At 52.6% G+C, this 12,358-nt stretch carries 16 protein-coding genes; 12 read left to right on the top strand and 4 right to left on the bottom strand.

Annotation, left to right across the window (positions count from 1 at the left end; all coding sequences use genetic code 11):
• Nucleotides 1-89 precede the first annotated feature (89 nt).
• From L855_RS02590 to phoU, 9 genes are all read left to right on the top strand, one after another.
• Nucleotides 90-551, top strand: coding sequence for an ATP-binding protein (locus tag L855_RS02590; RefSeq protein ID WP_246198694.1), 462 nt, complete (start codon nt 90-92; stop codon nt 549-551).
• A 187-nt stretch (nt 552-738) separates the two neighbouring features.
• A complete protein-coding gene (locus L855_RS02585) occupies nt 739-1,701 on the top strand; it encodes a GDP-mannose 4,6-dehydratase (RefSeq protein WP_159783799.1) in 963 nt (320 codons plus the stop codon).
• A 70-nt stretch (nt 1,702-1,771) separates the two neighbouring features.
• Complete coding sequence (locus tag L855_RS02580) at nt 1,772-2,959, top strand: glycosyltransferase family 4 protein (RefSeq protein ID WP_159783797.1); 1,188 nt, start codon at nt 1,772-1,774, stop codon at nt 2,957-2,959.
• Nucleotides 2,960-3,051: 92 nt separating this feature from the next.
• On the top strand, nt 3,052-3,498 hold the full coding sequence (locus L855_RS02575) for a hypothetical protein (RefSeq protein ID WP_159783795.1): 447 nt from the start codon (nt 3,052-3,054) through the stop codon (nt 3,496-3,498).
• Nucleotides 3,499-3,599: 101 nt separating this feature from the next.
• A complete protein-coding gene (locus L855_RS02570; RefSeq protein WP_246198693.1) occupies nt 3,600-4,310 on the top strand; it encodes a DsbA family protein in 711 nt (236 codons plus the stop codon).
• An 86-nt stretch (nt 4,311-4,396) separates the two neighbouring features.
• Nucleotides 4,397-5,149 (top strand): response regulator transcription factor, encoded by a 753-nt coding sequence (locus tag L855_RS02565; RefSeq protein WP_159783792.1) that lies wholly within the window; start codon nt 4,397-4,399, stop codon nt 5,147-5,149.
• An 80-nt stretch (nt 5,150-5,229) separates the two neighbouring features.
• Nucleotides 5,230-5,901 (top strand): hypothetical protein, encoded by a 672-nt coding sequence (locus tag L855_RS21610; protein ID WP_246198692.1) that lies wholly within the window; start codon nt 5,230-5,232, stop codon nt 5,899-5,901.
• Nucleotides 5,846-6,622 (top strand): sensor histidine kinase, encoded by a 777-nt coding sequence (locus tag L855_RS21605; protein WP_246198691.1) that lies wholly within the window; start codon nt 5,846-5,848, stop codon nt 6,620-6,622. Before L855_RS21610 ends, L855_RS21605 begins: the two co-directional genes overlap by 56 nt.
• Nucleotides 6,623-6,771: 149 nt before the next feature.
• On the top strand, nt 6,772-7,434 hold the full coding sequence (phoU, locus tag L855_RS02555) for a phosphate signaling complex protein PhoU (protein ID WP_192924979.1): 663 nt from the start codon (nt 6,772-6,774) through the stop codon (nt 7,432-7,434).
• A gap of 13 nt (nt 7,435-7,447) precedes the next feature.
• Here phoU and proB read toward each other — a convergent pair whose 3' ends face one another.
• The 3 genes from proB to L855_RS02540 all read right to left on the bottom strand — a co-directional run bounded on the left by proB (nt 7,448) and on the right by L855_RS02540 (nt 10,543).
• The gene (gene proB, locus L855_RS02550) at nt 7,448-8,566 is read right to left on the bottom strand and encodes a glutamate 5-kinase (RefSeq protein ID WP_159783788.1); all 1,119 of its coding nucleotides are present in this window, start codon (nt 8,564-8,566) and stop codon (nt 7,448-7,450) included.
• Between the two features lie 11 nt (nt 8,567-8,577).
• Nucleotides 8,578-9,627, bottom strand: a complete 1,050-nt coding sequence (locus tag L855_RS02545) for a bifunctional heptose 7-phosphate kinase/heptose 1-phosphate adenyltransferase (RefSeq protein ID WP_159783786.1) — start codon at nt 9,625-9,627, stop codon at nt 8,578-8,580.
• 79 nt (nt 9,628-9,706) lie between these two features.
• Nucleotides 9,707-10,543, bottom strand: a complete 837-nt coding sequence (locus L855_RS02540) for a carbohydrate ABC transporter permease (protein WP_159783784.1) — start codon at nt 10,541-10,543, stop codon at nt 9,707-9,709.
• A gap of 45 nt (nt 10,544-10,588) precedes the next feature.
• Between L855_RS02540 and L855_RS02535 the strand changes: the two genes are divergently transcribed.
• The 3 genes from L855_RS02535 (at nt 10,589) to L855_RS02525 (ending at nt 11,558) form a co-directional block, all read left to right on the top strand.
• Nucleotides 10,589-11,056: an SRPBCC family protein gene (locus L855_RS02535; protein ID WP_159783782.1), complete on the top strand. Its 468-nt coding sequence runs from the start codon at nt 10,589-10,591 to the stop codon at nt 11,054-11,056.
• A gap of 4 nt (nt 11,057-11,060) precedes the next feature.
• A complete protein-coding gene (locus tag L855_RS02530; protein WP_159783780.1) occupies nt 11,061-11,249 on the top strand; it encodes a CPXCG motif-containing cysteine-rich protein in 189 nt (62 codons plus the stop codon).
• A 72-nt stretch (nt 11,250-11,321) separates the two neighbouring features.
• Nucleotides 11,322-11,558, top strand: a complete 237-nt coding sequence (locus L855_RS02525; RefSeq protein ID WP_246198690.1) for a hypothetical protein — start codon at nt 11,322-11,324, stop codon at nt 11,556-11,558.
• A 114-nt stretch (nt 11,559-11,672) separates the two neighbouring features.
• Here the strand turns inward: L855_RS02525 and L855_RS02520 are convergent, their stop codons facing one another.
• Nucleotides 11,673-12,341: a DUF3800 domain-containing protein gene (locus L855_RS02520; protein WP_425500595.1), complete on the bottom strand. Its 669-nt coding sequence runs from the start codon at nt 12,339-12,341 to the stop codon at nt 11,673-11,675.
• Between the last annotated feature and the right edge of the window lie 17 nt (nt 12,342-12,358).

Raw genomic sequence — 12,358 nt, 5'->3', positions numbered from 1 at the left:
AACTTAACCAAACTTCATTATAATCGAAACTGGACAAGGATTTGCCCGGCGGCGGTTGACTGAAGCCGAATCCAGGTAAGTCCGGGCCCTTGACCTTTCTCCGGGAGAGCGATCGCGCTGTGGGCAAGAGGCAAAGCCGGTTGACGGTGGCAAGTGATCTAAGCCTGATGATTCAGATTCAGCGGTGGTTTGAGGACTTTTGTTTACAACAGCCGAGACTCGCCCATTGGTCAGACGATCGCCTCTATTGTCTCAAGTTGGCTATTGCGGAGGGCTTCAGTAACGCCGTTCGTCATGCTCATCGTCACCGTTCCCTGGAGACTCCCATTGACGTGGAAGTCTCCCTAGAGCGCGATCGCCTAGAAATCCGCATCTGGGATTGGGGTCATCCCTTCAACCCAGATCATGTCCCAGAACCGGAACCGGGAACCCTGCGTCAGGGGGGATATGGCTGGTTTTTGCTGCGGCGGCTGTGCGATCGCGTCACCTATCAGCGCGATCGCTATGGCCGTAACTGCCTTTTGTTAGAGCAGAGGATCGAGGAGTCCTAAGGGTTATTACGCAAAAATCAGGGGTAACGCATCTGGCTTCGTAATATTTATACCGTAGTTTCCCGGAGAAGTCATCGCTCCCATGAAGAACCAAGTAGGGCCAACGATGCCTTTATCAACGGACAGTCAAACCATTTCCTATACTGGTTGAAAACCGATGAGATAACAAGACGCTGGCCAAGTCACTATGAAAAAAGCACTAATTTGTGGAATTTCCGGGCAAGATGGCGCTTACCTGGCGAAATTCCTCCTTGAACGAGGCTATGAAGTCTTTGGAACTTCCCGAGATGCTCAAATGTCCTCATTTAAGAATCTGGTCACCTTGGGGATTCGCGATCGCGTCAAACTCTATTCCATGAGTCTGACCGACTTCCGCAGCGTCTTACAAGTCCTCGACCGAACCCAACCCAACGAGGTCTATAATCTCAGTGGTCAAAGTTCCGTCGGACTGTCCTTTGACCAGCCGGTAGAAACCCTCGATAGCATCGCCACAGGAACCCTAAACCTCCTGGAAGTGATCCGGTTCATCGGCTCCCCCATTAAATTCTACAATGCAGGGTCAAGCGAATCGTTTGGCGATACCCAGGGAACCCCCGCCGACGAACAGACCCCTTTCCGGCCCCGCAGTCCCTATGGTGTGGCCAAAGCCACCGCCTTCTGGGAAGTCGCCAACTACCGGGAGGCCTATGGACTCTTCGCCTGTTCCGGGATTCTCTATAACCATGAGTCCCCCCTACGGCCCGAACGCTTTGTCACCCAGAAAATCGTAGCCAGTGCCTGTCGTATCGCCCAAGGGAGTCACGACCCCCTCTACTTGGGCAACACCAGTATTCAACGAGACTGGGGCTGGGCCCCGGAGTATATTCAGGCCATGTACCTGATGCTGCAACAGGATGTTGCGGATGATTATGTGATTGCGACCGGACAAACCTATAGTCTGCAAGGGTTTGTCGAAGCCGTTTTCGCCCATCTGGGCCTCAACTGGCAAGACTACGTTACCACCGATGAAAGTCTCTATCGACCGACGGATATTGCCGTGAGTCGTGGCAACCCCACGAAAGCCAAACAACAGATGAATTGGCAGGCTGACTATGATATGCCTGAAGTGGCTCGGCTGATGGTGGAGGCTCGTTTGCAGGCATCGGTGTGACCTCAAGACCCCTAAATGGGTGGCATCTGCGTGCATTGCTTTCTTCTCCTTCCTACTTTGGATTATCGTTATGACGACTCCCCTACTCACCTCTAACCCCTCTTCCGTGCGATCGCCCCTGAGGGAACCGGCTCATCTCTTTGTCTTCCTGGAAATCTTCTCCTGTGAAGGGGGAATTCAATCCTATGTGAAAGACGTCTTGAGGGCCTATGAACAGGCCGCTGCTGCCAGTTCTAGCCCCCAAGGGGCAGAGGTGTTTCTCTTGCGGGATGGCGTCGACTGTGAGAATCCCTTTGATAATCCCAATAATCCCTATTTACAATTCCATTACTTCAAGTCCAACTCCCCCTGGTGGGGACGTTTGACGTTAATCGGTGTCCTCTTGGGGCGACTGTTACGACAACGGCCCGCCTCAGTGATTTGTGGTCATGTGAAACTCGCACCCCTGATTCGCTTCCTCTGTAAACCCCTGGGCATTCCCTATCGGGTCATGACCTATGGTAAAGAAGTGTGGCAACCTCTCTCCGGTTCCGCCCGTCAGGCCCTACAGGATGCCCAAGAACTCTGGACCATTAGCCGCCATAGTCGCGATCGCGCCTGTGAGTCCAATCATCTCAGTCCGCAGCAGTTTAAACTCCTCCCCTGTGTGGTCAATGGGGACATCTTCTCACCGGGTCCAAAACCGGCCTATCTGTTGGACCGCTATCACCTAGAAGATGCGCGTGTTCTCATGACTGTGGCTCGTCTGTGGTCCGGGGATATTTATAAAGGGGTTGATGTGACCCTGCGGGCCCTGCCGAAAATTCTCCATCATCATCCCGATGTCAACTATCTCATCATTGGCCGTGGGGATGATCGCCCTCGTCTCGAACAATTAGCCCAGGAGTTGGGGGTCGCTGATCAGGTGGTGTTTGCCGGCTTTGTCCCCACCGAAGAACTTCCCGACCATTACCGAGTCGCCGATGCCTATGTGATGCCGTCTCAAGAGGGGTTTGGTATCGTGTATTTAGAAGCCATGGCCAGCGGGATTCCCGTATTATCCGGCCAAGGGGATGGCTCGGCTGACCCCTTGCAAGATGGTAAGTTAGGGTGGCAGGTGGCCCATCGAGACCCCGACGCTGTCGCTGACGCCTGTATTGAGATGCTCAACGGCAACGATTCCCGTGTGGATGGCCCTTGGCTGCGCCAGGAAACGCTGGCCCAATTCGGCGAGGGGGCGATCGCCCAACAGTTGCAAAGGCTCATGGGCTTTCAATAGAGTTAAAACAAGAGTGAACGACGAGCGGTTGGTTCAGGGTTGAGGAGGTTTCCCCCTTAGGGCTGCCCTATGTCACCAGCAAGGAGGCTGTTGTGAATCGAAACGATTTTAACGTTAAGGCGAATTTAAAACAGGTTCGATTGTCGGGCCTGAGTTTTTGGCTAACGGTGTTGTTGGTCATCAGTCTCCTCAGTGCCGTGGGCTTGGGCTGGCTGGTGCAATCAATTATTATTGCTTTGGCTCTGTTGCCGGTGTTGGCCATTGTGGCGGTGTTCGGCCTGCAATGGTGGATTCGCCGTAAGCTGGTTCAAGATAGCTGTCCCGTCTGCGGGTTTGAGTTTGTCGGCTTCAAGGACTCAACCCTGAACTGTCCAAGTTGTGGTGAGCGGCTTCAGGTCAGTAATGGACAGTTTGAACGGAGCACCCCTTCGGGAACAATTGATGTACAAGCCACTGACGTGTCCGTGAAGACCCTCGATACGTCGGTTATGCCATCTACCTCATCTGAGCCGAAGGATGAGGGTACGGGTCAAGTTTAGGGGTCTCTCGCCAGAGTTTCGATGTTCAATGTATTGGGTGGCAACGCATGAGTGGTACGCAAAGAGTCAGAGTAAACAGACTATCCCAGTCGTTATTGGGGATGCTAATGGTGGCCCTGGTGTTGAGTGGCTGTCAACAGGCTCCCTCGGGGGATTTGGAAGCTCAAGTTCTAGAGATTATTCGTGAGAATCCGGAAGTTATTTTAGAATCGGTCCAAGCCTATCAGCAGGAACAACAGCGTTCTCAACAAGAATCCCGTGGGGCTGTGGTGCAACAGATGCAGGAGAATCCGGCTCAGTTTATTGGGCAGTCTCCCGTCAAGGGTGCGGTGGAACAAGAGATTGTCATGATTGAGTTCTCGGACTTTCAATGTCCCTTTTGCGCTCGCGCCAGTGGGACGGTGGCGGAGTTTATTGAAAAACATGGCGATCGCGTGACCCTGGTCTTTAAGCATCTTCCCCTGGTCTCGATTAATCCTCAAGCTCTCCCGGCGGCCCGCGCCTCCTGGGCAGCGCAACAGCAAGGCCAGTTCTGGGAGTATCATCAGGCCCTGTTCGAGAATCAAGAGCGGTTGGGGGAGTCTCTGTATCTCGAAATTGCCGAGGATCTCAATCTGGATTTGGAGCAGTTTGAGCGCGATCGCGAGAGTGAGGCGGCGATCGAAGCGGTGCAAACGGACCTAGAACTCGCGGATCAGTTGGGCTTAACGGGAACCCCCACCTTCTTTATCAACGGCGAGTCCTTTACGGGAGCAGTTCCCCTCGAAGAGATGGAAGCCGTCCTAGCCCAGGTGACAGGGGAGGATGCCTAGCAAATTAAAGTTTTCTTGTCAAGAGATGTCTTCTGGGGTCAAAGTGATCTATGAATAAGGTGTCTCAGAATACCTTGAACCCAGTTATGCTCTCTATTGAGTCGAGACCCTATACCGATACCCCCAAACTCGGTCAGCCCCAGCATGTTCTCATTGTCGAAGATGAACAGCTGATCCGGGAGATGGTGACCCTAGCCTTAGAGGACGAAGGTTATCAGGTGCAGACCGCCGTTGACGGGCAAACCGCCCTAGCCTTTTTAAGTGATCCCCACTTACAACCCGGTGAGTTTCCCTTTGACCTGATCGTCCTAGACCTGATGCTCCCCCAAGTGAATGGCCTCGATCTGTGTCGGTTGTTACGACAACAGGGAAATCCCGTGCCAATTTTGATTTTAAGTGCCAAGGGCAGTGAAACCGATCGCGTCTTGGGCTTGGAAGTCGGCGCCGATGATTACCTCACCAAACCCTTCAGTATGCGGGAGTTGGTGGCCCGTTGTCGGGCCCTGTTGCGTCGTCATCACTACAACGTCGTCAACAAGCCACTGCGCTTTGAGTTTGGGGATATTATCCTCTATCCTCAACAATGTCGGGTGTTGCTGCGGGGTGAAGAAATTAATCTCGCACCGAAAGAGTTTCGTCTGTTGGAACTGTTTATGAAGTCTCCCCGGCGAGTTTGGTCCCGAGAACAACTGCTCGATCGGGTTTGGGGCTTTGATTTCATGGGTGACAGTAAAACCGTGGATGTGCATATCCGTTGGCTGCGGGAGAAACTCGAAGCCGATCCCAGTCATCCTGAATACATTATTACGGTGCGGGGCTTCGGCTATCGCCTAGGTTAAGGGTCGGTTAAGATGGAAGAAATGCCTCGACAGCACCAGAACGAGGAACGTAGCCCACGAGGCGGGGTGAGGAGTCAATCATGTGGGTGGTGGCATTTCTAGTAGGATTCGTAGTTGGGGGAGGGATTTTTGCCTGGCGTGAACGACTCCAGCGTCGCCATTGGCATCGCTTGCTGACTCAAGTCCCGGCGGATATTACCGAGAAAAGTCTCTCGGTGCAATCCCAGATGCGTCAGGCGTTAACGCATCTGAGTCAAGTGCATCAGGAGGCTCAAGAGCAACTCCAGATGTATGAGCATATCCTTGAGTCGGCCCCCATTGGCTATGTTCAAGTCGATGCTGAAAATCATCCCCTAATTTTTAATTGTCAGGCTCGTTCGCTGCTGAAAGTGTCCGATTGGCATCCAGGGGGCGATCGCCTGTTTCTGGAGGTGGTGCGTTCCTATGAGTTGGATTTGCTGATCCAACAAACCCGCTATCATCAACAGTCTTCCTATCGAGAATGGCAGTTTTTCCCCCAGGCCGCTGATGCAGAAGAAATTATCAGCCAGAATCCGCAAACCCTTAGGGCCTATGGCTTACCGTTGCCAGGGGGAGATGTGGGGGTCTTTCTCGAAGATCGGCAAATGCTGGTGGAATTAGGCCAATCCCGCGATCGCTGGATGTCGGATTTGGCCCTTTCTCGAAGATCGGCAAATGCTGGTGGAATTAGGCCAATCCCGCGATCGCTGGATGTCGGATTTGGCCCATGAACTGCGAACCCCCTTGACCTCCATTCAGCTTGTCGTCGAAACTTTGGTCGATCGCATCGATGGACCAATGAGAGGCTGGGTCGAACGCTTACTCCCAGAAACCCAACGGCTGGTGCAACTGGTTCAAGATTGGCTGGAATTAAGTCATATTGAAAATCAAGGAACCCTGACAACTGAACCCTTGCATTTGCAGAGGTTAATCGAGTCCGTTTGGCAAACCTTGGAGCCGTTAGCGGCCCAAAAACAGGTCGATTTTCGCTACCGGGAACCGGAGACAGAACCGGAGCCATTTTGGGTTGAGGGGGATAGTTCCCGCCTCTATCGGGTGTTTCTGAATGTGTTGGATAACGCCATTCGCTATAGTCCTCCCGCCGGGATGATTCAAGTCCAGGCGCAGGTTCGCGCCGATGTTAAGCCGGGGGACCGGGTGCAGATTGAGGTGGTGGACGAGGGAGAAGGCTTCGCCAGCGCCGATTTACCCCATATTTTTGAACGGCTCTATCGGGGAGATCCTGGACGAGCGCGCAGCCCTGATGGGGGGATAACCGGAGAGATGATGACCTCCAGCGGGAGCGGCTTAGGGTTGGCGATCGTCAAACAGATTATCCTGGCCCACCAGGGGACTATTGAAGCGAGTAATCACCCACAAACGGGGGGAGCTTGCCTAACCCTAGAATTGCCCCGCGCCACCCCTAACCTCAGAGAGGGGTCTGGCCCCTGAGGCTTGGGTAAAGCAATCGTAAAAATAGGATTAAATCTTCGGCAAATTCGCTCGTTTTAGAGTAAATGACTCTGAGTTTCTCTCCCATTTTGAGAAAGTTGTCTCACAATGGGAGAGAAACTATAGGAGCAAGGGCGATAGTGCAACGGGTGAACACCTCTAAACTCAACTCCAGTCGTCAACAGTTTGAACGAGAACTCAAACGCTTACGTCAAGACGTATTGCGGATGGGGGCCCTCGTGGAAAATTCCTGTCGTCTCAGTCATCAGGCATTGTTTCATCGAGATTTGGCAGCGGCGGATGCCCTGAAGCCACTCGATAAGCAGATTGATCGCTTCTATCGTCAAATTGAAGCCGATAGTATTATGTTGCTGACCCTACAAGGTCCGGTGGCCCAGGATTGTCGAGTCTTAGGGGCGTTTATGCAGCTGGTGCGGGATCTCGAACGGATTGGGGATTACGCCAAGGACTTGGGGGAGATTGCGGTGAAACTGTTTCCCTATCAGCCGTTGGATTGTATGCCGGATGTGGAACGGATGTCCCATGAGGTGCAAGCGATGTTAGGCATGAGTTTAATGGCTTTGGTGGATCTCAATCCTGAGGCGGGCAATCAGATGAAGGAGAAGGATACCACTGTCGATGATGCCTACGATCGCCTCTACCGCCATCTAGCCAGCCAATCCAACTATCGCGGGGTGTTGGAGCCAGTTCTCTTGGTGACGTTAGGGATTCGCCATCTCGAACGGATGGCAGATCATGCCACGAATATCGGTCAGCGGGTGACCTATATTGTGACGGGGCAGCGAGGATGAGGCGTCCTTGGGGTTAACGGGTTAGAACGAGGTTGTCTCGGTGGATGACGGTTTCGGGACTGCGATCGCCCAAAATTTGGCCCAAAATCTGGGGGATCTGCTCGGACTGGATTCCGCAGATTTGTTCTAAGTCGTCACTCTTATAATTGACAATGCCCCGTCCGAGTTCCTGGCCGGCTTGGTCGCAGAGAATCACGGCGTCGTTGGCCTGGAATTTGCCCCGAACGGCGGTTAATCCGGCGGCCAGGAGCGATTTCCCCCCCTGACAGATGGCGGTGACAGCTCCGGCATCGAGGAGGAGTTGCCCCTGGGGAACTAAGCCAAAAGCAATCCAGCGTTTGCGGGCGTTTTCCGGTTTGGCTTGGGCGACAAAATGGGTTCCAATGTCGGCCCCGTCGAGGATGGCTTGGACATTTTCTGGGGTTTTGCCGGCGGTAATGACTGTTCGCACGCCGCTGTCGGTGGCAATACGAGCGGCGGCAATTTTGGTTTGCATTCCCCCAGTTCCCCAAGCACTGCCCGCCTGCCCTACCTCTAGGTTCAGAATTTCGTTGAGATGGTTGACTTTTTTGATGGGTTGTGCATCAGGGTTACGATTGGGGTCGGCGGAATAGAGGCGATCGACATCGGTAAGCAAAAAGAGCCAATCGGCTTGCACCAGACTAGCGACGAGGGCGCTGAGGGTGTCGTTATCGCCAAATTTGAGTTCTTCCGTGGCGATGGTATCGTTCTCATTGACAATGGGGATAACGCCGAGTTTTAGGAGTTCTTGAAAGGTGTTATAGGCGTTAACGTAACTACTGCGTTGGACGAGGTCTTTACGAGTCAGAAGAATTTGGGCAATGGGCTGTTGCAAACTGGTAAAGAGGTCATCGTAGACGCGCATGAGTCGTCCTTGTCCGACGGCGGCTACGGCTTGTTTGGTGGCGAGACGACGGGGGCGATCGCTCAACCCCAGGCGAGCGCAGCCAACCCCGACGGCCCCAGAGGAGACGAGCACCAGTCGATGTCCCTGGCGGCGCAGTCGGGTGAGGGTTTCGACTAAACGGGCCAGGGTGGATAGGGCCAGATCGCCGCTGTCGGGTTGAGTTAGGCTAGAGGTCCCAATTTTGAGGACAAGGGTTTGAGACATGGGGGGCAGGTTCATGGCAACGAATCATGGATGAGGCTGGTGAGGGCCTCTTTCATCTCCTCGATGGTGGTGGTGGCGGTTCCGAATTGGCGCACCACCAAACTGGCGGCGAGATTCCCGAGAACCACGGCTTCCCAGAGAGAGGAACCGGAAGCCAGAGCCAGGGTGAGAGCGGCGACAACGGTATCTCCGGCCCCAGTGACATCGAAGACATCGGTGCGATTGAAGGCGGGGATTTGCTCAATGGTGCCTGAACGTTGGAAGAGTGTCATTCCATCGCCGCCTCGGGTGATGAGAATGGCCTCGGCTTGGGTGCGTTCGAGGAGATCCGCCCCGGCTTGTTGGAGGCGCTCGTCATCGGTGATGGCATAGCCGACTTCTAACTCCGCTTCTGGGAGGTTGGGGGTGAAGAGGCTGGCCCGTTGATAGCGGCTGAGTTGGCTTTGAGTGTCGACAATGGTGCGATCGCCCCCTAAGGCACTTTGAATCACAGGGGGAGTGAGAACCCCATCGCCATAATCGGAACAGACGACGGCGGCCACGGTTTGCCCCTGCTGCTGGATATAGTCGGCCAGTTGCTGCTGTAAGTCAGGATGGGGAAGGTGATCGGATTTGCGATCGAGCCGTAGCACTTGCTGGGTGACAGACTGACGCGCATGGGCCGAAATGCGGGTTTTGGTGACGGTGGGCCGTTGGCGATCGATAAAGATACCACTCGTGTCGATGCCGGCGGCTTGAAAAATCTGCACTAGGGCCTGTCCCTGTTCATCATCTCCCACCAACCCCGCCACGGAGATGTTCCCCCCGAGTTTTGCCAAGTTATAGACGGCGTTGGCCCCCCCACCGGGAACTCGTCGGGTGGATTCATGGCGAATAATGGGAACTGGGGCTTCCCGAGAGATTCGTTCGACTTCCCCTGTGACAAATTCATCTAGGGTTAAGTCCCCTACCACAAGGATTTGGGCATTGCAGAACTGCTCAAGGCGTTGTAGGAGTTGGGCTTCTGCGGCTTGGAGGCGATCGTGGAAGGGATCAGCTTGGGTTAGATGAGCGTCGATCATGGAGGGGTAACGGATGACAACGGGGGCAATCCAGGGGAGCAGGTTAGCCCCATCGATTATTCCATAGATTCAGCCCAATTCACCCTTTAATGCCACTACTCACATTTGAGGAAATAATATACCGCTGCACAAAAACAAACACAACTAACACCGGCACAATGGAAATAATCGCCCCAGCTGCAATGAGTCGCCAATCGAGGGAAAATGCTCCGGAAAGTTGCGCCACTCCTAATGGCAGAGTATAGAGTTCTGGGCGGTCTAAAATAATCAGGGGCCAGAGAAAATCTCCCCAGGAGCCGATAAAGGTAAAAATCGCCAACGTCACGAGGGCGGGACGAATTGCGGGGAGCATAATCCAGGCCCAAATCCCCAATTCTGAACAACCATCCATCCGTGCTGCTTCTTCTAATTCCTTCGGAACAGCGGCAAAGGCTTGTCGGAGTAAAAAGATGCCAAATGCGCCTGCCAAATAGGGAAACATAATGCCTAAATAAGTATTATTTAATCCGAGTTGAATGGTGAGAACATAGAGAGGAACCATGATGATTTGAAAGGGAATGGCCAGGGTGGCAATAACTGCGGTAAAAATGAAGTCTCGACCGCGAAACTCTAATCGGGCCAGGGGATAGGCGGCGAGAGAGCAAAAAATTAGGTTGAAGACCACTGTTCCAAGGGCCACCAATGTACTATTAAAGAGATAGCGCCCAAAGGGTTGACTCTGCCAAACCCGGATAAAGTTACCAAGGGTGGGCTGTTGGGGGAGCCATTGGGGGGGGATTTGAAAGAGATTCTCTTGAGGGGATTTGAGGGCGGTACTCAAGAGCCACAGTAGGGGAAACAGCATCAGTAGGGCCAGGAGGCTCAGGAGTAGATAGAGGAGGAGCGTTTGCAGGGGGGAACGAGTGGATTGAGCCATAGGGGCGATCGCGATAAGATGCAGAGACAGTAAATCCGGGGACTGATGCTGAATTTTACCTATTCCAGCCTGATCAAGGCACCGATTGAAACCGTCTGGCAGTTTCATGAACGGGCCGATATTCTGCAAATTTTAACCCCTCCCTGGCAACCGGTTGAGGTGGTGCGACGGGAAGGGGGTTTAGATGTGGGGGCGATTACTGAGTTTAAGATCTATCTTGGGCCCCTCCCTGTCACCTGGTTGGCTCGTCATACGCAGTGCGATCGCCCCTATGTGTTTACCGATGAACAAATCGAAGGCCCCATGGATTACTGGCAACATCGCCACCAGTTCAGCGAGGAAAATGGACAAACCCGCCTCACGGACAGCATCCGCTACGAAATCCCCTTCGCTGCCCTCTCAGAACCCTTCATGGGTTGGTTTGTGGGCGATCGCCTCCGGGATATGTTCCGCTACCGCCATGAGGTGACGCAACGAGAGTGCGAACAGTTGGGGGAGTTACGGAGGGAATAAACTCATGCAAAATACGGCCATCTATTATTGTGCCTATTGTGGGGAAGAAAATAGCACCTTTGTCGATTGGAGTGCGGGGGCCCAACAGTCTTATGTGGAAGATTGCCAAGTTTGCTGTCGCCCGAATATCCTCTATGTCCATTTTGATGAGGATATGGAGGAGGTGGAGATTAATACGGAACCGGAATCGTGAAAAAATGAGATGTACCCAAATCATCACGCTAAAATCAATCACTCCCGTTGCCTCTAAACGCCATCATTCGCGATGATGGAGGAACGTCCTGGAGATCTGAATTATCCTATGATGACTCGGCTAGACGTTGAATCAGCAATCAAGCAACTGCCAGAGAGTGAGGTTCGCGATCTGGCGAAGTGGCTTCAAGACTATCTCGATGAGATGTGGGATCGCGAAATCGAGGCGGACTTAGCATCAGGAAGATTAGATGGCCTGATTGCTCAGGCAGAAAAGGACATTACACCATCGAAAGATTTAAAAATGTAAAATACTTGACTAACGCTATCTTATTGAGTACAATATATGTGGAGCTCGGCTCAGGGGTAGTCGTATGACTGCCGCACTAAACCGCACTAAAACCAAGGTGGCGGTTTTTGTGTTTTAACGCGAATTCTCAAAGCAGTAGTATTTTATTCCCATTTTTTCAAGGTTATCAGGTGTTAAAACTGTATCAACTAGCTTCTGGTGCTGGATAAGCTCCTGAAAGGCACGGTTTTGAGGCTGATCTTTAGATTTTGCGATGGGATACAGGCACAAGTCAGCAATTTGTAGAATGGGGTGATTTTTAGACTTCCCCTCGATACCCGTAAGAACTTGCTGTATTTGGTCAGATGTTAGTGGTGCATATTTAGTGAAAGTTTGGGCACTGAAGGGAGCACCCGAATTTCTCAACTCGTTGAAGTAGCTGGTTATGAGTTTATCTTCCTTTTTCCCCGCCTTTTCAACATAAACCATAACTTCTCCACCCTGAAGGACAACATACTTGCTGACACGCTCTAACAAAATTGAGAACGCACTCTTCATCATCTCCCATGTATTTCTACCATAGCGTTCGAGATACCGATCTAGATAGCCCTCTCGAGAAATAACGCATCCATGAACGATAATCGGGCACTGAACAATCGTATCTGTCAAGTCCTGCAAGAACTGATTTTGCTCGTCTTCTGATCTAAGTCCTAGCCAAGCAAAGTTTTTCTTTTTACTCCGAATTTCGTTTCCATGTAGAGGGATACTTTCGTCAATCCCCCAACGTTCTTTAAAGTTCGCAATTTTTAGACGAATGCTGC

The organism is Sodalinema gerasimenkoae IPPAS B-353 (genome assembly GCF_009846485.1).
Lineage (GTDB): Bacteria > Cyanobacteriota > Cyanobacteriia > Cyanobacteriales > Geitlerinemataceae > Sodalinema > Sodalinema gerasimenkoae.
The sequence above is the reverse complement of the archived record's forward strand: the minus strand, read 5'-3'. Positions and strand labels throughout refer to the sequence as shown.